This is a genomic window from Shewanella sp. Scap07, from assembly GCF_013394145.1.
Lineage (GTDB): Bacteria > Pseudomonadota > Gammaproteobacteria > Enterobacterales > Shewanellaceae > Shewanella > Shewanella waksmanii.
In genome coordinates this window covers 2564492-2587974 of the sequence record NZ_CP041329.1, presented here as the reverse complement: position 1 = coordinate 2587974, position 23483 = coordinate 2564492, and the positions used below count along the sequence as shown (strand labels likewise).

Here is a 23483-nt window from a genome sequence, read left to right as displayed (position 1 = left end):
AAAGAACAATGCCTAGAGTTAAGCGTGGTGTAACCGCTCGTGCTCGTCACAAGAAAGTACTTAAATTAGCCAAAGGTTATTACGGAGCTCGTAGCCGTACTTACCGCGTTGCAGTTCAAGCTGTAACTAAAGCTGGTCAATATGCTTACCGTGACCGTCGTCAGAAGAAACGTCAATTCCGTCAACTTTGGATTGCACGTATCAATGCGGCTTCTCGTCAAAATGGTCTGTCTTACAGCCGTTTCATTAACGGTCTGAAAAAGGCGTCTATCGAAATCGATCGTAAGATTTTGGCAGATATCGCTGTATTCGACAAAGTTGTATTTGCAACTTTAGTTGAAAAAGCAAAAGAAGCACTAGCTAAGTAATTAGTTAATGTGACTGATTTAAAAAAGGGACCTCAGGGTCCCTTTTTTTGTGCCAGATACCTGTAATACCAATCAGTATAAGAATTTGATCTACTCAGCGCGCTTTTGGCAAACTAATTCAAGGCCGGCTAATTCAAAGTGAGCACTGAAACAATGGTTGCTCCCTTGTGAGGTTATTCAACGCAGAAGTAGGCAGCCTAAAACGCGCCACAATGGCGAGTTTTAGCGATTCTGATGCTGTGTTAACGAGCTTAACCGTAGAATAACTATGCTTTTCACTCGTTGCCTTGCCTCAGAACCGCTAAACTCTCGCTGAGTGACTAAATGTTTATACTGATTGGTATAAATAGCGTTAATAAATGCAGGGTAAAAAAAAGCAGGCCTTAAGCCTGCTTTTATATTTTGGCAATAGTTATTGCGCGTCTAAGAAGCGTTCTGCATCAAGCGCCGCCATACAACCGGTACCAGCAGAGGTAATGGCTTGACGATAATGTTGATCCATTACATCGCCTGCTGCAAATACACCTTCAATGCTTGTTTGGGTTGCGTTACCGTCTAAACCACTTTGTACTTTAATGTAGCCATGGTTCATCTCTAACTGGCCTTCAAACATTTGTGTATTAGGTTTATGACCAATAGCAACAAAGACACCCATTACATCAATTTCTTTGATACTGTCATCTTTAGTGCTCTTCATTTTGAGCCCTGTAACGCCCATGTCATCACCAACAACTTCATCTAAGGTATTGTCTAGGTGAAGGATGATATTGCCATTTGCAACTTTATCCATCAGGCGTTTAGTGAGGATTTTTTCACTACGGAAAGTATCACGACGATGAATAAGGTGAACTTCTGAAGCGATGTTGCTTAAATAAAGTGCTTCTTCTACCGCGGTATTACCACCACCAATAACAGCCACTTTTTGATTGCGATAAAAGAAACCGTCGCAAGTAGCACAGGCAGACACACCTTTACCTTTAAACGCTTCTTCCGAGTCTAGACCAAGATACATCGCAGACGCGCCAGTTGAAATGATTAGCGCATCGCAAGTGTACTCGCCACTGTCGCCTTTCAATTGAAAAGGGCGCTGCTGAAGATTAACTTCATTGATGTGGTCAAATAAGATCTCAGTTTCAAATTTTTCGGCATGCTTTTGCATACGCTCCATCAGCGCTGGACCGGTTAGATCTTCTGCATCGCCTGGCCAGTTTTCTACTTCAGTGGTGGTAGTTAATTGACCACCTTGCTGAATACCTGTGATTAAAACAGGCTTTAAATTGGCTCGTGCAGCATAGACCGCAGCAGTATAACCTGCTGGGCCAGAGCCCAAAATTAGTAAATTACAATGTCTTGCTTGGCTCATTATTTTCTCCGTGCCTTTAGCGAATTGCAGCGATTGTAGGAAATTTAGCTGGAACGGTAAAGACTTGGCTTTAGATTCTTTTAGATTAAGCTAATCGAAAAAAGGGAGCATGATGCTCCCTTAAAATCTGAATTATTATTGCATTAGTTTAGCAAGACTGTTGGCTCAACAAATTCAAAGTCTAGTGCTTCAGCAACTTCTTTACAGGTTACTTTACCGTGCATGACGTTTAAGCCATTTAGCAGGTGCTTGTCAGCCAATAGTGCTTTACGGTAACCAAGATCCGCTAACTTAATGATGTAAGGTAGGGTGGCATTGTTTAGTGCAAATGTTGAGGTACGTGCTACTGCACCTGGCATGTTAGCAACACAATAGTGAACAACATCATCAACAATATAAGTTGGGTCTTGGTGAGTCGTTGCATGTGAGGTTTCAATACAACCACCTTGATCGATTGCCACATCGACAATCGCAGAGCCTGGCTTCATGCTAGCAATATGCTGTTTGGTTACCAGTTTAGGCGCTGCTGCACCTGGAACTAATACACCGCCAATGACCAAGTCAGCTTCAAGTACATGTTTCTCAATAGCATCAGCAGTTGAATAAATCGCTTTAACTTTGTTGTCGAACTGGGCGTTCAAACGACGTAACGCGTCAATGCTGCGATCTAGGATAACAACATCAGCGCCAAGGCCTACTGCCATTTGTGCGGCGTTGGTGCCCACCATACCGCCACCAATGATGACAACTTTTGCAGGTTCAACACCCGGTACGCCACCTAGTAGCATGCCGCGTCCGCCAACAGACTTTTCTAGTGCCATGGCACCAGCTTGGATAGACATGCGGCCGGCAACTTCAGACATAGGTGCAAGTAGGGGAAGGGCACCACGGTCGTCTGTTACTGTTTCATAAGCGATACACACTGCACCGCTTTTAATCAAATCTTCTGTTTGAGGTAGATCAGGCGCTAAATGAAGGTAGGTAAATAACAGTTGGTCTTCACGCAACATAGCACGTTCAACTGCTTGAGGTTCTTTTACCTTTACGATCATTTCTGATTTAGCGAATACTTCAGCGGCCGTATCTAAAATCACTGCACCGACATTGATATAATCTTGATCACTAAATCCGATGCCTGAACCTGCACTAGTTTCTACAAACACGTCATGACCCTTGGCGGTCAGTTCACGTACGCTTGATGGAACCATGCCAACACGATATTCGTGGTTTTTGATTTCTTTAGGTACACCAATTATCATCTTCAAGCCTCAAATTGCATAAAAACCCATGATTTGTGGGTCAAATTGTTATTTTGTCGTGTCCTGAACGTGATTGTTTCAGGGAAATCTAGTATAGTATCAGTTCAGCAGTTAATGCTGCTGAAGTTTTGACATACGTAGCAATAAATATTGTTTTAGTGATAAAACAAGGTTAATAATATGGTTAATAATAAAAAGAGTCCTATAAAAGACTTAGATCGTATAGATCGTAACATACTTAATGAATTGCAAATTGATGGTCGCATTTCAAATGTTGAACTTTCAAAGCGTGTAGGTCTTAGTCCTACACCTTGTTTGGAAAGGGTTAAAAGACTTGAAAAACAAGGGTATATCAACGGTTATACTGCACTAGTGAATCCGCATTTTCTTGGCGCTTCACTGTTAGTATTTGTTGAAATTACGCTTAATCGTGATACATCAGAAGTGTTTGATAAGTTCAATCGCGCAGTTCAGTTACTTGATGACATTCAAGAGTGTCATCTTGTATCAGGCGACTTCGACTACTTGTTGAAGACTCGAGTATCTGACATGTCAGCATACCGTCGCCTTTTGGGTGAAACGTTACTAAAATTACCTTCTGTCTCCGATACCCGTACCTACGTGGTAATGGAGGAAGTTAAGCAAACTAATAAAGTCGCGATCAATGTGACCTTAGAATCTTAACTTTCTTTTGTAGTAATAAAAGGAACCTATAGGGTTCCTTTTTTTATGCCTGTCAGTAGCTTGCTTACATTGTGTGTTTTATCTGCAACTGCCTAAAAATAGCCACTAATTGTGATTAACAAAGGCTAAATCGCTGCACATCTTAAGGCTTTTTTGGTATCTTTAGCCTACCTGTCATTTATTTACTATGGTTTTCGTTTGTCTAAGGGAAATAGTGTTAAAACCTTGAGCGGAGTGCAACGCCTACTCGAAGGCGGCCTTATTCTGTGCTGCATGCTCGCGACCTATGTTTTGTTGGCATTAAGTAGTTTCCATTCGTCAGACCCAGGCTGGAGTCAGTCTAATTTTGATGGGGACATACAAAATGTCACAGGTGCGGTGGGTGCATGGATGGCAGACGTACTATTTTACATGTTTGGCTATACCGCTTATATCATTCCAGTCATTATGGCGCTTACGGGTTGGTTACTGTTTAAACGTACTCATAAGTTATTGGAAATTGATTATTTTTCAGTTGGGTTAAGGCTTATTGGTTTCTTACTCATCATTTTCAGCCTTGCGGCGCTTGCCAGTATGAATGCCAATGATATATACGCATTTTCAGCCGGTGGTGTGTGTGGTGATGTCATAGGCCAGGCCATGCTGCCGTATTTTAACCAGCTAGGGACAACTTTATTACTGCTGTGTTTTGTCGGAGCAGGCTTCACTTTATTAACCGGTGTGAGCTGGCTAACTGTGGTAGAACTTACCGGCTTTGGCACCATATGGCTTATTAAATCCATTATTGCATTACCTAAGAAGTTAAATCACGACGAGGAAACGGAAGATACTCGCGGATTTATGTCTGTAGTCGATAAGTTCAAAGAAAAGCGCGAACAACGCAAACTAGAAAAAACGGCAGCCGAGCTCGACTATTCAGAGCAAGATGATGAACAAGCGCGTGACGAGCTAGAACATGGCGACATTAACGGCGAAAATGCTGTGGATGTCGACAGCTTCACTCGGGGTCGACGTGCAGAGCCTACCCTTAATCATGACGATATTGTGCCTTTTAGCGCCAATGAGCCTGACGCTGAAAGCGTAGAAACTCAGGTTGCGGTTACTACCGATACAGACGATGACACCATCGATTTTGACTCGCAGCAATCAAGTGGGGCACTTAGCGTCGCTAAACTGGCAAAAGATAAGCAAAATGACAGTGCAAAAATAGTCGACGGCATTGTCGTGCTGCCAGGTAGCGACAGTGAAGTGCCAGCTAAGCCCATTACGCCTCTACCAGAAATATCGCTTTTAGATGTGCCTAATCGTAAGAGTAATCCGATTAGCCAAGAAGAGTTGGATCAAGTCGCGCGGTTAGTCGAAGTCAAACTGGCAGACTTCAATATTGTGGCCAAAGTGGTGGGGGTATTTCCAGGTCCGGTGGTAACCCGCTTCGAGCTAGAACTCGCGCCGGGTGTTAAGGCCTCAAAAATCACCAATTTATCAAAAGATCTCGCCCGTTCACTGCTAGCAGAAAGCGTGCGCGTGGTTGAAGTGATTCCCGGTAAGGCATACGTCGGTTTAGAGTTACCCAATAAATTCCGAGAAACGGTATTTATGCGCGATGTTTTAGATAGCCAGGCATTTGCTGATCATCCCTCTCACTTAAGTATGGTATTGGGACAAGATATCGCCGGTGAGCCGGTAGTGGTCGATCTGGGCAAAATGCCACATTTACTGGTAGCCGGTACTACTGGCTCGGGTAAATCCGTGGGCGTCAATGTCATGATCACCAGTTTATTGTATAAGTCCGGACCCGATGATGTTCGATTTATCATGATCGATCCCAAGATGCTTGAATTATCGGTTTATGAAGGGATACCGCACCTATTATGTGAAGTGGTGACCGACATGAAAGAAGCGGCGAACTCGCTGCGTTGGTGTGTGGGTGAGATGGAACGGCGTTACAAGCTAATGTCGGCGCTAGGAGTGCGTAACCTTAAAGGCTATAACGCAAAAATTAAGCAAGCTAAAGATAATGGCGAAGTGATCACCGATCCGCTTTGGCGAGCTAGCGATGGTATGGAAGAAACCGCACCAGAGTTAGATAAGCTGCCATCAATTGTGGTAATTGTTGATGAGTTTGCCGACATGATGATGATTGTGGGTAAGAAGGTAGAAGAGCTTATTGCCCGTATAGCCCAGAAAGCCCGTGCGGCAGGCATACACCTTATCTTGGCGACCCAGCGTCCCTCTGTTGACGTGATTACCGGTTTGATTAAAGCCAATATTCCTACACGTATGGCGTTTCAAGTATCCTCTCGTATTGACTCTAGAACTATTTTAGATCAACAAGGTGCAGAAACCTTGTTAGGTATGGGTGATATGCTTTATTTGCCACCGGGAACTAGCGTTCCTATCCGTGTCCATGGCGCATTTATTGATGACCACGAAGTTCATGCTGTTGTCGCTGACTGGCATGCACGTGGCAAACCGCAGTATATCGATGAGATTTTGCAAGGTAGTGCAGAAGGTGAGCAAGTGCTGCTACCCGGTGAGGCGTCAGTATCAGATGAAGACACCGACGCACTCTATGATGAAGCGGTGGCATTTGTTACCGAAACCCGTCGAGGTTCGATTTCTAGTGTGCAACGTAAGTTCAAGATTGGTTATAACCGCGCGGCGCGGATCATTGAGCAAATGGAAGCTGCGGGTGTGGTAAGCCCCCAAGGGCATAACGGTAACCGAGAGGTACTCGCGCCACCGCCACCAAAAGACTTCTAATAATAGAATCAGAATTTAAATGGCACTCAGTGCTACCAAGGAACCAACATGAGTAATTTTGTAAAAGCCTGCTGTGGATTATTGCCCGTACTCTGGGCTAGCCAGGTTGTTGCCGAAGATGCACAAGCGTTAAAAGATAAGTTGGCTGCATTAGATACCATGCAGTCTCAGTTTCAACAAAGCGTGACTGACGTCAATGACAAACTGATCCAGCAGGGCAGCGGCGTGTTTGCACTGGCAGTGCCTAACCAATTTTACTGGCACTTGCAGCAACCGGACGAGTCACTCATCGTAGCTGACGGAACCGATGTTTGGATATATAACCCGTTTGCCGAAGAAGTCTCTGTACTTGATTTAAATGATGCCATCAACGCATCGCCTATTGCTCTGTTAGTGCATCGTGATGAGCAAACATGGCAAGCCTATCACGTGGTACAACGTGATGATTGTTTTGATATTAAGCCGAAATCGCTAGACGCCAGCGTAGTTAAGGTCTCTGTCTGTTTTAACGACACGACACTTACGAGTATGGAGCTGGAAGATCAGCAAGGGAACTTAAGTCAGTTTACTTTAACTGAACAACAAGCGTTATCCGATGATGATCGCTCGTTGTTTCATTTTACTGTACCAGAGGGCGTAGATATTGACGATCAACGTCTAAAGTCAGTGGACTAATTAAACCTTGTCTAGTCTAAGTTTTGACTTCGCACCTGATTTCAGGCCGCTAGCGGCAAGAATGCGGCCGCTTACACTTGAGCAGTATATTGGTCAGTCGCACCTGTTAGCTGAAGGTAAACCACTAAGGCAGGCGTTGGAGTCTGGTCGTGCTCACTCGATGATGTTTTGGGGGCCGCCGGGCACCGGAAAAACCACGTTAGCCGAACTGGTAGCACACTATACCAACGCCCATGTTGAAAGGATTTCTGCTGTAAGTTCGGGTGTAAAAGAGATCAGAGCCGCGATTGAGCACGCTAAAAGTGTAGCGCAATCTCGAGGTCAACGTACCTTGTTGTTTGTTGATGAGGTCCACCGCTTCAATAAAAGCCAGCAAGATGCTTTTTTACCCTTCATTGAAGATGGCACGGTGATTTTTATCGGTGCCACCACTGAAAATCCCTCGTTTGAAATCAATAATGCATTATTGTCACGGGCGCGTACCTACATTATTAAAAGCCTGCAGCAATCTGAGATTATTCAAATCTTGCACCAAGCGCTCAATGATGCTGAGCGGGGACTGGGCAAAAGAGGCTTAGTTTTAGCTGATGATGTTGCTGAGTTGCTCGCAAATGCTTGCAATGGTGATGCACGCCGAGCGCTTAACTTACTCGAATTAATGAGTGATATGGTCGACGATGGCCAAAACTTGTCCGCAGAGTTAGTAGCAGAAGTTGCCGGCGAATCGTTGGCGAGTTTTGATAAAAGCGGCGATCAATATTATGACCTAATCTCCGCGGTGCATAAGTCGATTCGTGGCTCAGCGCCCGATGCGGCCCTTTATTGGTATTGCCGTATGTTAGAAGGTGGCTGCGATCCGCTTTACATCGGTCGGCGATTATTAGCGATAGCGTCAGAGGATATCGGTAATGCCGATCCCACTGCGATGACTGTAGCTCTTAATGCTTGGGAGTGCTTTCATCGGGTTGGACCCGCAGAGGGCGAGCGCGCTTTGGCACAAGCAGTCATTTACCTGGCCAGTGCCCCAAAAAGCAACGCCGTTTACAGTGCATTTAAGGCGGCTAGGGCGGCTGCTAAAGAAACAGGGCACCTGCCTGTACCACACCATTTACGCAATGCGCCAACTAAATTAATGGCTGAGTTGGGTTATGGTGAAGGCTATCGCTATGCCCATGATGAAGCCAATCACTATGCGGCAGGTGAAAATTACTTTCCAAAAGAGATCCAATCGTCGCAATATTATCATCCAACTGAGCACGGGTTTGAAAAACGTATTCGTGCTAAATTGGCGCAACTGGATGAGTTAGATCAACTTAGTGAGCGTAAACGGTATGATTAATGTTCTCTATGTGGCGATGGGTGGTGCGATAGGTGCGGTTTTTCGGTATCTAATTTCAATTTTGGCGATTTCGCTATTTGGCTCTGGTTTCCCTTTTGGTACACTTATCGTCAATGTCTTAGGGGCCTTTATGATGGGGATCATCTATGCGCTTGGTCAGGTCAGCGAAGTCAGTCCTGAAATAAAAGCCATGATTGGAGTTGGACTGTTAGGTGCGCTAACCACGTTTTCAACTTTTTCGAATGAAACGCTGTTGTTGATTCAATCGGCACAGTGGATAAAAGCATTTTTGAACATTGCGCTGAATTTGAGCCTGTGTATTTTTATGGTATACCTCGGTCAGCAATTAGTATTTTCACGTATTTAAATAGATAAGAAACAATAACATGTTAGATCCAAAATTCTTAAGAACTGAACTTGCTACAACAGCGGAACGTCTAGCAACTCGTGGCTTCATTTTAGACGTAGACAAATTAAGCAAACTTGAAGAGAAGCGTAAGTCTTTGCAAGTTGCTACCGAAGAGCTACAAGCTTCACGTAATGCCATTTCAAAATCTATTGGCCAAGCAAAAGCCAAAGGCGAAGACGTTGCGCCGATCATGGCTCAGGTGGGTGATTTAGGTGCGCAGCTTGATGCGAAAAAATCTGAATTAGCCACGCTGCTAGAAGAGCTAAATGCCATTGCCATGAGTGTGCCTAATATTCCAGATGAGTCGGCGCCACACGGTGCTGATGAAAATGACAATGTGGAAATCCGCAAATGGGGTGAGCCAAAACAGTTTGATTTTGAAGTTAAAGATCATGTTGATTTAGGTGAAGCACTGCAAGGGTTAGATTTTAAGAATGCGGTTAAATTAACGGGTTCTCGTTTTATTATCATGAAAGGGCAGATCGCGCGACTACATCGTGCATTGGCCCAGTTTATGTTAGATCTGCACACCACAGAGCATGGATACACTGAAACTTATGTGCCTTTGCTTGTTAATGAAGACAGCTTACTGGGTACTGGCCAGCTACCAAAATTTGGCGAAGATCTGTTTCATACCCAGCCTGCAACAGAAGAGGGGCAGGGTCTAAGCCTGATCCCAACAGCTGAAGTCCCACTGACCAATATTGCTCGCGATACGATTATCGATGAAGCAGAGTTACCGGTAAAACTCACTGCGCACACTCCTTGTTTTCGTAGTGAGGCCGGCTCTTATGGACGTGATACCCGCGGTCTAATTCGCCAGCATCAGTTTGACAAGGTTGAATTGGTTCAGTTGGTTAAGCCAGAAGACTCAATGGCTGCACTTGAATCACTGACTGGTCATGCTGAAACCGTACTACAAAAATTAGGCTTGCCTTACCGTACAGTGGTGTTATGTACCGGTGATATGGGCTTTGGTGCAGCTAAGACTTTTGATATTGAAGTTTGGTTGCCTGCACAAAAAACTTACCGTGAGATCTCTTCTTGCAGTAATATGCAAGATTTCCAAGCGCGCCGTATGCAAGCAAGGTACAAAGCGAAATCAGCTAAAAAGCCGGCTTTGCTGCATACACTGAATGGATCAGGCTTGGCGGTAGGTCGTACCTTAGTTGCGGTATTAGAAAACTACCAAAACGCAGACGGCTCAATCACAGTACCGGAAGTGTTACGTCCTTATATGGGCGGTACAGAGGTTATTGGTTAAAACCAGCTTCGTGATATATCACAAGGTAGTTAAGTGATGTATCACGGTCTATCGGGGCAGTGTTAGTCGAGTAGTTGTGGAATGAATGATGAATAAGGGAAGTCGCTATTTTCAGTGGCTTGCTTATGTAGCGGTCATTTGTGTCTTTGGCGGAATCATGTTTGCCACCTTTGGCGAAGCCTTATGGGTGGTATTACAAAATCTGGCATAAGCGCCTAATAAAAAACCTAGCCATAGCTAGGTTTTTTTATATCTTGGCTAAATACATTTAGCCGGTTTAGGTAAGCCGGCAATTTTGGTCGCTTGCTTGGCAGGGCCAACAGGAAACAATTTATAAAGATACTTGGAGTTGCCTTTCTCTTCTCCAAACGATTGCTTCATCGCTTTCACCAGCACCCTAATAGCCGGGCTGGTATTGTATTCAAGATAAAACTCCCGTACAAAATTGACAACTTCCCAGTGGGCTTCCGTTAGGGTGATATTTTCTTTCGCTGCGATAACTTGCGCGGCTTGTTCAGTCCAAACCTGGCTATCAAGCAAGTATCCTTGTTTATCTGTGGCTAGGTGTTGTCCTGCAACTTCGATATGGTTCACCAGCTAATGACCTTCTTATGAGCTAGGGTTAATGATACAAACTCATCATAGCAAATAAGCTGATGGTTTTGGTAATGTTCGCTAAGCCCGCGGGCCACAACATCATTTTCAAGTAATTTGACGCTATATTCATGCAGAGAGTCATGCTGTGGAAGACCTTGTGCTATTGGGTAAACTGCATCTCCACTTAATACAATGGTGTCATCTTGCTGAACATAAGCAAGGCAAACAGCTAACGCATTGTCTTGGTTTGTTGATGTTGAGATATGATGTAGTACGTTCAAAATACTAATACCTCATCTGCCTGATTAATTTGCTGTTTAATGGCCGTTTCATCGATAACGTCTACAGAAAATGGGCTTTGAGCCGCGTCAACGCCATAACGCTTTAAGCTTGATTGGCAGGCGTATACGTCGTCAATATCATACATAGGTAACGCTTTAAAAGTAGATAAAAAATCGCGGTTGCCCGTTAAGGCAGCCTGTTGTTTGGGTAAGTTATAGACCCCTTCATCACAAAATAAAATAGTGACTTGCTGCTCAAATGTCGCGCTCAATAAAGCGACATCTAACCCTTCACGACTGGCACTGCTGCCTTGGGGGCTGTGTCTAAAAATGATTAGCAACTTCTTCATCTAAGTTAACCTACTTTAAAAACTGATTAAACGATCGGCATGCTCAATGCCAGTGACAAGCTCACCTAAACCGCCCATAGTAAATCGACTGTGAAGGTTCCAGTGAGACAGCTGATTATCCTTTGCTTCGGCTTGCGAAATTATCCCACGACGTAGAGCAGCTGATGCACAATTGACTAGTTTAACATTGTGTCGTTCGCTAAGTTCCTGCCAGGCGCCTGCCAAATCAAATTCATCCGATGCGGGTAGGTGTAAGGCTGAGCTGTTGTGTACGCCGTCTAGATAAAAGAACACGCAAATCACTTCATGGCCCTGCTTGAGGGCTGCTTCAGTATATTTATACGCTGTATAGCTGGTTTGTTTGCCATAAGCGGGTTGATTAACTTGAATGATGAGTTTACTCATTGTCACTTATATAGCTTTAGGTATCTGTAATGAAAAATGGCTCCGAAGGGAGCCATTTTATACTATCTCTTTTTAAAATTGGGATTAATCGTCGTTACCCATACCCATTAAATGCAAGATAGAAACAAATAAGTTTAAGAAATCTAGGAATAGTGCGATGGTTGCGCGGATATAGTTAGTTTCACCGCCATTCACAATGCGACTGGTATCGTACAAAATAAAACCGGTCATCAAAAGTGCTATACCTGCATTAAGCGCCATAAATACCACACCGCTGCCGATGAAGATGTTGGCGATACCCGCTACGATGGCGATAACTAAACCAGCAAGTAAAAAGCCACGCATGAAAGAGAAATCTTTCTTAGTGGTGATGGCATAGGCTGATAGGGTGACAAAAACGACTGATGTTAGACCAAACGCTTGCATAATTAACTGCGGGCCATTTGCCAAGCCTGCGTAATGATTGAGTATGTAACCGAGTGATGCTCCTTGCATACCGGTGAAAGCGAAAATCCAGATTAGACCTGATGCGCCTTCAGCTTTTTTCAGTGTCACAAACAACAATACTAGGCTGCCTAGCGATAGACCAATCGACATCATAGGCCCAATCTGCATCGCCATGGCTAATGCAGCGCAAACTGCAGAAAACGCCAAAGTCATAGACAGCAACATGTAGGTGTTTTTTAGCAGCTTGTTCACTTCCATTGTTGAACTTTGGCTAGCGTGAAGTGTTTCTTGTCTCATTGTGGTCTCCATAAACCGGACGATGCTTTGCAAACTTAGTCGTTTAGTTAAGTAAGCAAAATGCAATTAATTAGCTAAATCATACCTTAGCTGCCCAATGACTTAAAGTGCCTAACCAGCATAATACTAGTTAAACCAATCTCGCTGCAGTTTTTCGGTATCGCCCAGATACTCAAGGACCCATTGCATAGCAGGAGATTGGTTGGCACTGTTCCAGGCTAAACAACAGGGGCTAGGGGCTTTCGGGCGAACAAGTTGCTTTTGGATCAAGGTGCCGTTTTGAATAAATGGCGCTGCGAAATGCATCGGCATATAACCTATGCCTAAGCCTTCTCGAAAACAGTTAATCGCTCTAATCCAATCCGGTACGACAAGGCGGCGTTGGTTTTCTAGTAGCCAAGTCATACGTTTGGGGATCTCTCTAGAAGTATCTTCTAAGCAAATAGATGGATATTGCTTAAGCTGTTCATCTTCTAGAGGCGTATCTATTGCCGCTAAAGGGTGGTTTTTACTGACCAAAAACGCCCACTCAATTTCACCCATGTCTCTGAAGTGATAATCACCACCAACAGGGATAGCAGTGGTGGCACCAATGGCAATATCACTGCGCCCGGATGCGATCGCTTCCCATACGCCATTGAAAACTTCTATTCGAATGATCAGTTCCACATTATCGAAATTGCGATAGAAGTTAGCAATTAGTGCGCTAAGCTTGTCTGCTCTAACTATGTTATCTAGGGCGATGGAGAGAGTAGGCTGCCAGCCATTGGCAACGCGTTGAGTATTCTCTCTGAGCTTAGCCATATTGGTGAGCATGGTTCGACTTTGTTGTACAAAGTGTTCGCCCGCGGGGGTGAGGCTGACACTGCGGTGGTGCCGCTCAAACAACACGACTCCAAGCTCTTCTTCTACTTGTTTTACTGCGTAACTAACTGCTGAGGGCACTTTATGCAATTTATTAGCTGCGGCGGTGAAACTTCCGACTCTGGCAACCATATCAATTAGTTGCATTGTTTGTTCGGTGAACATATGCATCATCCCTTTTGCTGTGAGAATATTTGAACGCTATAAGCAAAAATAAACGTTTCACATTCATATATCAAGTCTTTAGACTGCGCGTTCTATTTTTTTAGTTAGTGTATTTAATCAATGAAAGTGTTCCCCAAAACGCAATATTACGTGTTTTTAGCCTATTTGGCATTACTTAGCATGTTGGGATTTGTTGCGACAGACATGTACCTACCTGCATTCAAATCTATTGAGGTCTCGTTGCAAGCTAGTGCAGCACAGGTTGCCGGTTCGTTAACTGCCTTCTTAGCCGGCCTTGCAATAGGCCAGCTATTATATGGCCCGTTAGTTGCCAAAATTGGTAAACGTTACAGTTTAATCGTTGGCATGGTTTTGTTTGCTGTCGCAAGTGTGATACTTGCAAATGCTGAATCGATATTTGTGTTTAACCTTGCTCGTTTTGTGCAAGCCATTGGTGCCTGCAGTGCAGGGGTGATTTGGCAAGCAATCGTCATTGAAAAATATGATGCAGATAAAGCGCAGAAAGTTTTTTCCAATATTATGCCTTTGGTAGCACTGTCTCCAGCATTGGCGCCACTTTTAGGTGCATTTGTTCTGGGCATCGCTGGTTGGCAAACTATCTTTTTGATTTTAGCGGTATTGGCTTTGGTATTGGTATTAGCGACAGTCGGCTTTGTCAGTCAAGAAAAGCCTAATCCGAGTAAGGTCAGTGAAAAAGGTAAAAGCTACCGACAATTACTGCAGTCGCCACGCTATTTGGGTAATGTCATTATTTTTGGTGCTTGTTCCGGTGCTTTTTTCTCTTACTTAACGGTATGGCCCATTGCTATGGAGCATTACGGTTACAGTGCCAGCGAAATTGGCTTAAGTTTTATTCCGCAAACGGTGATGTTCATTGTTGGTGGTTACAGTGGTAAGTTGTTGATCAGAAAACTCGGGGCGAGCGTAGCGTTAAAAGCGTTGCTTGGCGTGTTCTTCTTGTGTGTCGCTGCTATTGCCAGCGTAACCTTACTGTTGCCCGTTGCTACTTTGATGCCTTTGCTAGTGATTTTTGCGCTATTAGCCGCGGCGAACGGTGCAATTTATCCAATCGTTGTTAATAATGCGCTGCAGACCTTTAAGGATGATGCGACTAAGGCAGCAGGGTTACAGAACTTTTTACAAATAAGCATCGCTTTTGGAGCATCAAGCGTGGTGGCTATGTTTGCCGAACATACAACGGTCGCGATAGGTGTGGGCATAGTTATCTGTTCTATCGGTGTTTTACTTGGATTTAAGGTAAGCCAACTCGAACACTGGCAACAACTTAAGCAGAATTTTTGTAAACCGGATCCGGCTAGAATTGCACTGTCAGATCAAGTTAATAAAGGCGATTGATTGCAAGTTAACCACTCAAACCTATCGCTTAAATAAATGCTTTACAATGGCGAGTAAGGCTTATATTATTCGCCGCGTTCGGAGAGATGGCAGAGTGGTCGAATGCACCGGTCTTGAAAACCGGCATGGGTTTATAGCCCATCTAGGGTTCAAATCCCTATCTCTCCGCCATATTAAGAAAAAAGGCTACTCGAAAGAGTAGCCTTTTTTCGTTCTACAGCTATGAACCCTAGCGTTGCGATTGTTCAAGGTCGGCTATCTTTCTGTCATATTAAGCAAAGTCCGTTATTGGAAAATCGCGGAGTCTTTATTAAGCCAAAGCTACAGAGTTTTTCATCTTAACCCTGCCTTAACCCACACTTCATTATGCTTATCCCAATATTAGTGGGAGAGCATCAATGACGTTTCGACATTCCATCATTGCAATCGTGTTAACAAGCTTAGTCGGCTGCGCTGCCAATGACAGTGCAAACTTTGCCACCCAGGCAGTAGATAATCGTACTCAAATTATTGAAAAGTTGATTAAAACAGTCAATGAAAGTGCGGTGAGTCACGTAGGCGATCAAAACCCGAATAACGCCAATGTGTTATTGACTGATTTAGTGAGTGTACCCGCATTGAATGCCTATCTTGAGGCGGCGTTAACTCATAGTCCAAGCTTACAACAAAGTATCATTGCCCTTAAGATTGCTTATGCCCAACAAGGGGTGACCTCTGCTAGTCGCTTGCCAAGTGTGAGTGCTGGATTTGATGCCCAAAACGCCGAAGACAGCGATGAATCTTATAGCGCTGATGTCACCGTCAGTTGGGAATTGGATATCTGGCAAAAGTTGGATGATAGCTCTGCAGCAGCCACAAAAGATATCGCTGCGACTCAAGCCAGTTTAAATGCGGCTAAAAATCTGCTTGCAGCAAATATCATGCGAAGTTGGCTTGAAATAAGTGTTAACCAACAATTATTAGATATTGAACAGCGCCGTTTAGCCATCCTTGCGCAAAATGAAACCTTAGTGCTTGAACGTTACCAAGCTGGCCTAGGCTCATTAGAAGAGTTGGATAATGCTAAAACGAGTACAGCTTCAACTTGCGCGACAGTGGTTCAATACCAAGAGAGTGTCGCCCAAAGCAAGCGAAGCTTGATGTTACTCACTGGTCAGTGGCAGCCAGAAAGTGAGATGCCAGCGCTTGATGTTGTCAGTGAGTTTCCCCATGTCATTAACCCGCTCGATGCTGTGCCTGTGCAAAATATGGCAGGCCGCCCCGATTTACAGCAAGCCTTCTTTAATATTGAAGCTGAAGCCTTGCGCACTGACGCAGCTTATAAAGCAATGTTGCCTTCATTTAGCTTGTCGGCAAGTTTAACTGATATTGCTCAAACCCCAAGTGAAGCATTACTGACTAACCCACTTTGGAGTGTGTTAGGGCAAATGTCGGCACCGTTATTTCAAGGTGGTGAACTTAAATCACAAGCTGAAATAGCGCAACTGACGACAGAGCAAAGCTTTTGGGCTTATCAAGAAACCCTGTTGACTGCAGTTAACGAAGTTGAGAATACGATTGGCCAAGAAAGCGCTTTAACCTTGCAGCAAAGCCATCTTGACGATGCGTTTTTAAGTGCACAGCGCAGCATCGTCAGTTACCAGCAAAAGTATCGCCAAGGTTTAGTCGACATATTAGATTTATTGACTGTTCAGCAACAGGCATTCGATATCGAAGCGCAATTAACTAACACCACTTATCAAAGATTATTAAACCGAATTGAATTAGGTCTAGCACTAGGTTTAGGAGTATCAGCATGAAGCAAATCATTACCCGTAAATTAAAAAAGAATGCCTTAACGATTGCGATTACTTTAGCTGCTGCCGGTTCAATATTTGTCGTCGCGGCTTATAACGGCAGTCAAATGGGACCGGGACCTGGTGAGAAAGGTAAGGGGCCAGCGGCATCGACTCAAGCGCACCAATCTGAGCGCGTTGAAGGTAAACCCGCTTCATCGTCAAATACCACCTTGTTATCGCAAGTGGCGGTACAGCTGACTGCAGTGGAGTCTTATCAGGCGCAAGTCACCGGATATGGCGAAACCAAACCACGCTTTGAGCTGACCTATACCAGTGAAATCAGTGGTCGAATTACATGGTTAGCTGACAGCTTTGAGTCTGGTCGAGTTGTCAAAAAAGGCGAACTGTTAGCAAGATTAGATGACACCAGCTTTCAGCAAGCTGTGTCACAGGCTAAAGCCGATGTCGCTACTGCAAGACTTGCACTTCTAGAAGAGCAACGTGAAGGCGAACAGGCAAGAAGTGAGTGGCAACGCTCAGGGTTAAGTGGAGAACCTAGTTCACCGTTAGTGCTTAGAGAGCCGCAACTGGCAAGCGCTGAAGCTGCGCTAGAGAATGCGCAAAAATCGTTAGAAAAAGCTGAGCGTGATCTTCACTATACAGAAATAAAAGCCCCGTTTGATGGGGTGATTGTCAGCCGTAATGTGCAATTAGGCAGCTTTATTAATGTCGGTGGTGAAGTCGCAATGTTGTATAGCGTTGACCGCATAGAGATTGAGATCCCGTTATCCGAAAAGCAATGGGCTAACTTACCGCAAGCTGTAATGAATGCGGGTAATGGCACTAATGCTGCCACTGCTAATACTGATAGTGAGCAGCAATGGCATGCAACAATAAAAGCAACAGGCAGCGACACCACGCAAGGGCAACAGTGGTCTGCCTATGTTGAACGTACTCATCAATATGTTGCCAAGGACACACGTCAACGTTCATTAGTGTTAGTGGTCGAGAAACCACTTGAGCAAGGTGCGCCGCTTTATCCTGGCACCTTTGTTGAAGCAACCATTGAAGGGATGACACTAGATACTCTATGGGAACTGCCTTCATCAGCTCGTTCACAGCAAGGAGAAATTTGGACGGTTGATGCCCAAGGATTATTGCAAAAATCAACAGCACATACCTTGTTCGAGCGCCAGAATAAAATCTATGTCACCCCAACAGAAGAGGCTGAATTAGCCCAAGTGGTTAAGCGTCCACTAAGCAACCTTAAAGCGGGTATGAAAGTTGTACCAACAACTGAGGAGCTATAATGAGTCAGCATGTAAATGACAAAGCGCCATTGCCATCAGGCATTATTTCTTGGTTCGCTCAAAACTCAGTAGCGGCAAACTTATTAATGATGGGCGTGATCATTGTCGGCCTGTTTTCATTCAATGATATTCGCAAAGAAGCTTTTCCAAGCCTTGAACCAGACTTAGTCACAGTATCGGTGAGTTACGACAGTGGTGACCCGATTCGTGCTGAAGAAAGTATCGCGATGAAGATTGAAGAAGCGCTTGAAACCGTTTCGGGTGTTAAGCGTATTACTTCAACTTCTAATGCATCAGGCAGTAATGTTTCAATCGAAAAAGAAACTAACTATGACCTAGATACGTTGCTAACTGACGTTAAAACCAAAGTTGATGCGATCAATAACTTACCAACCGATGCTGACAATCCGGTTATTGATAAAGCCCGTCGTCAAGAGCATGCCATATGGGTGCAACTATACGGTGATGCTGACCGCAAAACCCTCCAAGATTTAGCAGAGCAGCTTAAATCAGACTTGTTAAGTCAAAGTGCTATTCGTGACTTATCGATTAGCGCCAAACTTGATCCAATGATTTCAGTTGAGGTGAATGAGGTCAAACTACAGGCATATGGCCTGACTTTGACCGATGTCTCTAATGCTATTAATGCTGAGTCATCAAGCAGTATCGTGACCAGTTTACGTAATGCCGATAAAACCGTGCGCCTAAAAGTGTCTGAGCAAGCTTATGAAGTTGAAGACTTTAAAAATATCTCAGTATTAACCTATGCCGATGGCAGTCATATTTTACTGTCTGACATTGCCGTGGTTACCGATACGTTTGAAGAAGATACATTCAGTTTATCTCGTTATAACCAACAAAACGCGATGGGTATTCAGGTCGTCATGGATGAATACAGTGATGTGGTTGATATCGTTGCACAAGCAAAACAGGTTATCGAAACATGGCGTAGCAGCAACCTATTACCTGAAAATGTTGAGATTGAAAGTTGGTATGACAAGAGTGATCTGATCACTGAACGGCTATCGCTGTTAGCGAAAAATGCATTAAGTGGTATAGCGTTAGTCTTTATCATTTTGGCGTTATTCTTAAATATCCGTGTCGCATTTTGGGTGGCAGCCAGCTTACCGTTTGTCTTCAGCGGCACGTTATTTTTTATGACGGACACCTTTGCTGGGTTTACCTTAAATGAAATGACCACCTTTGGTTTTATAATGGCCCTTGGGATCGTGGTTGATGATGCGGTAGTGATTGGTGAAAGTATCTATACCACACGTAAGCAACAAGGCGACTCAATCCGAAGTACCATTATCGGTACCCATAAAGTTGCCGCACCGACGATTTTTGGGGTACTCACAACGGTTGTGGCCTTTATGTCGATAGCCGCAATTGAAGGTAAGCTAGGGGAGATTTACGCACAGTTTGGCACGATTGTGACCATCTGTTTGTTGCTGTCTTTGGTGGAATCTAAATTGATTTTGCCTGCCCATCTAGCGCATGTGAATACACAGCGCAGTGATAAAAAAACCTTTTGGAATACGATTCAACAAGGTGCTGATAATAGCCTAGATTGGTTTAACAACAATGTTTATAAAAAGGTCATTAGCCAAGCCCTTAAGTTGCGTTATGCGGTGGTGATGGTATTTATCGCACTGTTTTTGTTAGTGATTGGTATGCCATTTTACGGTGGCGTTCGGGTGGCCTTTTTCCCTGAAATTGCAGGCGATACAGTACGAGCTGAAATACGCATGGTTAACGACAGCAGCTACGGCCAAACTCAAACCAATTTGATGACACTGGAAGCCAATGCCATTGAGCTTGATAAAACCTTACGTTTAGCCGCAGGCGAGACGGAGTTTTCAAGTGATTTTGGTGCTGATTCACACTCTGATATTAGCAGCATTCAGGTTACCGCTAGCGCCGATAAGTCAGGTTCGGTGATCATCGAATTAGACAGTGACGCCGCTTATACCGCGCGTGATTTTGCCAATGCATGGTCAGATATGTCAGCGCAAATGGAAGGGGTAAGTAAGCTTAAAGTATTGTCGATGCAGGAAATGGTCGACAACTTTAAAGTTGAGCTTAAAGCCAATGATGATGGCTTATTAACTGAAGCGGCCAATAAACTTAAGCAAACACTGCAAACCATAGACGGCGTGAGTGGCATCGATGATAACCTTGATTTAGGTGAGCCGCAGTACCGTTTTGAGTTAACACCTCAAGGGCGCGCTTTAGGGTTGGATACCGCTGACTTAGCCAAGCAAGTATTGCAAGCGTTTGGTGGTGATATTGTCCAGCGTTTTCAACGTGGTAAAGATGAAGTGAAAGTGCGTGTTCGTTACCCTGAGGAAAACCGTCAGACGTTTGCTGATGTCACGACGGCCAATGTCAGAACCGCCGATGGTACTGTTGTGCCGTTAATTTCGGTCGCCAATGTTTACTCTGATTATCAGCAGTCAGAAATCACCCGTATTGATAACCAGCGCGCGGTATACATTACCGCTGTGGTTGATAAAGAAGTGATTGCGACCAATGAGTTGGTTACGCAATTGCAGCAAAGCATGGTGCCACAATTAAATGCTGACTACCCAACGGTAAAAATTGACTTTACAGGTGAAGCTGAGCAGCAAAAAGAGTCCACAGACTCAATGCAAGCGACCTTTGTATTGGCGCTAATATTAATTTTTGCGCTGTTGGCGATACCGCTTAAATCGTACGTGCAGCCAATGATCATTATGATAGCGATTCCATTTGGTATTGTGGGGGCGATTTTAGGGCACTGGTGGAATGATCTAACTATCAGTATCTTATCGCTAAATGGTATTTTGGCGTTAAGTGGTGTGGTTGTGAATGACAGTCTACTGCTGGTATCACGTTTTAATGAGTTAGTACGTGAGAATTCGATGCCGATTGGCGATGCTATTGAGCAAGCTTGTACAGGACGTTTACGTGCTGTGTTACTGACCTCGATTACCACATTTGCAGGTCTTGCGCCGCTATTAAGTGAAACCTCAATGCAAGCGCAGTTCTTAATTCCTGCAGCTGCGGCATTAGGTTACGGTATCCTATTTGCTACAGTGATAACCTTAGTATTAACGCCGTCGCTGTTAATGATTCAGGCTGATATTAGCCGTGGATTGGATAAGATTCGCTTACGTATAGTGGGTAATGTCAACACCGCGACAAGTTAGCGAGCACAGATTCAAATATCATGATTGAACCCGTTGGCTTAGACTGTGTGATAAAGCCTAGTATTCATATCACTAGGTAGTATTGGTAAATATGTAAGGCGCTGAACATGTTGATTAGCACCTAGTTTTAGCACCTAGTTTTAGCGCCTAATTTTGGTGCTTAGCTTGAGTTTTGAGGACATACCATGGCTGATAATTTGCAATTACTGTTGGTAGAAGATGATATCGACCTCGCTACCGCCATTATTGACTATCTTGAACTGGAAGACATACAGTGCGACCACGCTGCTAATGGCGCTGTTGGACTGCACCTGATTGAAACTAACCGATACGATGCCGTGGTATTAGATCTAAATTTACCTAAACTAAGTGGATTAGAGGTGTGTGAAAAAATCCGTTCACAGGGCATAGATGTGCCCATTTTAATGCTAACAGCACGAGATACCTTAGATGATAAGTTAGTTGGCTTTTCAAAAGGCGCTGATGATTACCTGATTAAACCCTTTGCAATGGAAGAGTTAATCGTCAGGACGCGAGTGCTTTCTCGTAGGCGAAGTGGCGAGGTAACTAAGCTTATGGTGGCAGATTTAGCACTCGATCTACAAACTAAGACAGCCAGTCGTAACCAGCAACCACTTAAGCTTTCACCCACAGCCCTTAAATTGTTGGAATGTTTACTACGTGAAAGTCCTAAAGTGGTCTCACGAGAAAAATTAATGCACAGCGTATGGGGCGATGACCAACCTGATAGCAATAGCCTTAAAGTACATATGTTCAATTTGCGTAAAGCGGTAGATGGTCATTGCCACCCATCAAAAAAATTGATCCACACGATCACTGGCCAAGGATTTTCTCTGAAATTAGCACCTGCCAACAGTATCCAAATCTCATGAAAATTAGACCAAGTATAAAAATATATTTCTTATTGGCTATGTTGCTCACTGGCAGCGTAACAATAGTTGGCATGTCAGCGGTAGCGGTCAGTTACTTTTTCTCTGGTTTAGATGTCTCAATGTCAAACTTCATTCGCTCCCAAGCACAAGAGATAACCTTAAAAGGTAATCAGGCCGTTACTATTGGAGAGTTGACTGTGGCTAGCGATTGGCAGTCATTGCCGCAAGTGATCCAAGATAATATTAATGTCGCTGAGCTAGAGCCAAACGAGTTAACTAAGCAAATAGATGGGATCCCGATACTAGCCCAGCCTAAACGGGCGCTATTTGTCATGAAAGTACATACCGGTGATAGCGTACGTTATGCCGCAGTGGTGTTTGATAAATCGAGCAAGCCAATGAGCGATAACCATCCTCCTCAGTTTGGCTATATTTTGTTGGTGGCTTTTATTGCCATTTTGCTATTTTCTGCAGTGTTATTCTTGGTTCTGCGCAAAGTGGCTAGTCCTGTTGAAGAACTCAAAGAGTGGGCTAAATCCCTCGATGAGACTAAGCTTGCTCAGGCTCGTCCAAACTTTCATTACAGTGAGCTTAATACTTTAGCCGAAATTGTTCAGTCTAGCCTTAGCTCAGTTCAGGAAAGTCTATTAAGAGAAAAACGATTTTTAGGCTATGCAAGTCATGAACTTCGCACCCCCATTGCTGTTTCTCGTACCAATGCTGAATTACTTAGAAAGATGATCAACAAGCAGTTACCGAAAGATAAGCAGTTGCACGTGCTTGATAGAATAGAACGTGCCGGCCTTACCATGACGGATTTAACAGAAACATTACTGTGGCTTAATCGCCAGCAAGGCAAGCCATTACCCATAGATAAGATAAACATTGGCGAGCTGGTTAAGCAGGTAGAGTCTGAATTACACTATTTGTTGCAAGGAAAGTCAGTGCGGGTAACGATTCGTACCGACGATACCATAGTGTCGGTATCACCCGGCTTACTGCGCATAGTGATTACAAATCTAATTCGTAATGCATTTCAGCATACTTTCAATGGCGAAGTAGTCATAGAGCAATCTCTACAACGGTTATCGATCACTAATCATAGTGATGATCCTGACTGGCAAGGTAAGTCTGACGAGCTTGGCTTTGGTCTTGGCCTGCAATTGACAGAGAGATTAGTGTCGCAATCTGGTTGGCACTATCAGGTAACCGAAGTAGCAGGGGGTCGCAAAGTAGATTTAATCTGCCATAGTGCCTAAATTCACAAGCAAACTCTAGGATAACAAGCTCGATACTTGCTCTCTTGTCGGCTTATTGTTTTTTACTATTTATATAAAAAGGGCGACTCAATGGAGTCGCCCTTTAATGTTTAGCATACAGGCATCGCTAAATAAGATGCTTAGA

Annotated in this window: 21 protein-coding genes and 1 tRNA gene; 14 read left to right on the top strand and 8 right to left on the bottom strand. The window is 44.1% G+C overall.

The features are described from left to right. The first annotated feature begins 8 nt into the window (after nt 1-8). Nucleotides 9-368, top strand: a complete 360-nt coding sequence (gene rplT, locus FLM48_RS11330) for a 50S ribosomal protein L20 (RefSeq protein WP_028775125.1) — start codon at nt 9-11, stop codon at nt 366-368. 412 nt (nt 369-780) lie between these two features. Here rplT and trxB read toward each other — a convergent pair whose 3' ends face one another. After that, on the bottom strand, nt 781-1731 hold the full coding sequence (trxB, locus tag FLM48_RS11325; protein WP_028775126.1) for a thioredoxin-disulfide reductase: 951 nt from the start codon (nt 1729-1731) through the stop codon (nt 781-783). A gap of 143 nt (nt 1732-1874) precedes the next feature. After that, nucleotides 1875-2990: an alanine dehydrogenase gene (gene ald / locus FLM48_RS11320; protein WP_028775127.1), complete on the bottom strand. Its 1116-nt coding sequence runs from the start codon at nt 2988-2990 to the stop codon at nt 1875-1877. A 180-nt stretch (nt 2991-3170) separates the two neighbouring features. Here ald and lrp point away from each other — a divergent pair, with 180 nt between their 5' ends. From lrp to serS, 6 genes are all read left to right on the top strand, one after another. Then, nucleotides 3171-3674 carry a leucine-responsive transcriptional regulator Lrp gene (gene lrp / locus FLM48_RS11315; RefSeq protein ID WP_028775128.1) on the top strand — a complete coding sequence of 168 codons (504 nt, stop codon included), beginning with the start codon at nt 3171-3173 and terminating at the stop codon, nt 3672-3674. Nucleotides 3675-3872: 198 nt separating this feature from the next. Beyond that, the gene (locus tag FLM48_RS11310) at nt 3873-6437 is read left to right on the top strand and encodes a DNA translocase FtsK (RefSeq protein WP_179024716.1); all 2565 of its coding nucleotides are present in this window, start codon (nt 3873-3875) and stop codon (nt 6435-6437) included. A gap of 48 nt (nt 6438-6485) precedes the next feature. After that, nucleotides 6486-7112, top strand: a complete 627-nt coding sequence (lolA, locus tag FLM48_RS11305) for an outer membrane lipoprotein chaperone LolA (protein ID WP_179024715.1) — start codon at nt 6486-6488, stop codon at nt 7110-7112. A gap of 7 nt (nt 7113-7119) precedes the next feature. Then, nucleotides 7120-8451 (top strand): replication-associated recombination protein A, encoded by a 1332-nt coding sequence (locus tag FLM48_RS11300; protein WP_179024714.1) that lies wholly within the window; start codon nt 7120-7122, stop codon nt 8449-8451. Further along, nucleotides 8444-8818 carry a fluoride efflux transporter CrcB gene (crcB, locus tag FLM48_RS11295; protein ID WP_179024713.1) on the top strand — a complete coding sequence of 125 codons (375 nt, stop codon included), beginning with the start codon at nt 8444-8446 and terminating at the stop codon, nt 8816-8818. Before FLM48_RS11300 ends, crcB begins: the two co-directional genes overlap by 8 nt. 19 nt (nt 8819-8837) lie before the next feature. Continuing rightward, nucleotides 8838-10124: a serine--tRNA ligase gene (gene serS / locus FLM48_RS11290; RefSeq protein ID WP_179024712.1), complete on the top strand. Its 1287-nt coding sequence runs from the start codon at nt 8838-8840 to the stop codon at nt 10122-10124. Between the two features lie 258 nt (nt 10125-10382). On the opposite strand, the gene FLM48_RS11285 is transcribed toward serS, so the two are convergent. The 6 genes from FLM48_RS11285 to punR form a co-directional block, all read right to left on the bottom strand. Further along, entirely contained in the window at nt 10383-10721 is a 339-nt protein-coding gene (locus tag FLM48_RS11285; protein ID WP_179026349.1) for a TusE/DsrC/DsvC family sulfur relay protein, read from the bottom strand. Next, a complete protein-coding gene (gene tusB / locus FLM48_RS11280; RefSeq protein WP_179024711.1) occupies nt 10715-11002 on the bottom strand; it encodes a sulfurtransferase complex subunit TusB in 288 nt (95 codons plus the stop codon). The genes FLM48_RS11285 and tusB overlap by 7 nt, the downstream gene beginning before the upstream one ends. Continuing rightward, complete coding sequence (gene tusC, locus FLM48_RS11275; RefSeq protein ID WP_179024710.1) at nt 10999-11352, bottom strand: sulfurtransferase complex subunit TusC; 354 nt, start codon at nt 11350-11352, stop codon at nt 10999-11001. Before tusC ends, tusB begins: the two co-directional genes overlap by 4 nt. Nucleotides 11353-11367: 15 nt before the next feature. Next, entirely contained in the window at nt 11368-11757 is a 390-nt protein-coding gene (tusD, locus tag FLM48_RS11270) for a sulfurtransferase complex subunit TusD (protein WP_179024709.1), read from the bottom strand. Between the two features lie 84 nt (nt 11758-11841). Then, complete coding sequence (locus FLM48_RS11265) at nt 11842-12501, bottom strand: Bax inhibitor-1/YccA family protein (RefSeq protein ID WP_179024708.1); 660 nt, start codon at nt 12499-12501, stop codon at nt 11842-11844. 126 nt (nt 12502-12627) lie between these two features. Further along, nucleotides 12628-13530 (bottom strand): DNA-binding transcriptional activator PunR, encoded by a 903-nt coding sequence (punR, locus tag FLM48_RS11260; RefSeq protein WP_179024707.1) that lies wholly within the window; start codon nt 13528-13530, stop codon nt 12628-12630. 120 nt (nt 13531-13650) lie between these two features. Here punR and punC point away from each other — a divergent pair, with 120 nt between their 5' ends. From punC to FLM48_RS11225, 7 genes are all read left to right on the top strand, one after another. Then, the gene (punC, locus tag FLM48_RS11255; RefSeq protein WP_179024706.1) at nt 13651-14907 is read left to right on the top strand and encodes a purine nucleoside transporter PunC; all 1257 of its coding nucleotides are present in this window, start codon (nt 13651-13653) and stop codon (nt 14905-14907) included. A gap of 80 nt (nt 14908-14987) precedes the next feature. Beyond that, nucleotides 14988-15078, top strand: a tRNA-Ser gene (locus FLM48_RS11250). A 227-nt stretch (nt 15079-15305) separates the two neighbouring features. Further along, a complete protein-coding gene (locus FLM48_RS11245; protein ID WP_179024705.1) occupies nt 15306-16706 on the top strand; it encodes a TolC family protein in 1401 nt (466 codons plus the stop codon). Then, nucleotides 16703-17995 (top strand): efflux RND transporter periplasmic adaptor subunit, encoded by a 1293-nt coding sequence (locus FLM48_RS11240; protein ID WP_179024704.1) that lies wholly within the window; start codon nt 16703-16705, stop codon nt 17993-17995. The genes FLM48_RS11245 and FLM48_RS11240 overlap by 4 nt, the downstream gene beginning before the upstream one ends. Then, the gene (locus tag FLM48_RS11235; protein WP_179024703.1) at nt 17995-21186 is read left to right on the top strand and encodes an efflux RND transporter permease subunit; all 3192 of its coding nucleotides are present in this window, start codon (nt 17995-17997) and stop codon (nt 21184-21186) included. The genes FLM48_RS11240 and FLM48_RS11235 overlap by 1 nt, the downstream gene beginning before the upstream one ends. A gap of 185 nt (nt 21187-21371) precedes the next feature. Continuing rightward, a complete protein-coding gene (locus tag FLM48_RS11230) occupies nt 21372-22079 on the top strand; it encodes a response regulator transcription factor (RefSeq protein ID WP_179024702.1) in 708 nt (235 codons plus the stop codon). Continuing rightward, nucleotides 22076-23338, top strand: a complete 1263-nt coding sequence (locus FLM48_RS11225) for a HAMP domain-containing sensor histidine kinase (protein ID WP_179024701.1) — start codon at nt 22076-22078, stop codon at nt 23336-23338. Before FLM48_RS11230 ends, FLM48_RS11225 begins: the two co-directional genes overlap by 4 nt. Nucleotides 23339-23483: the final 145 nt, after the last annotated feature.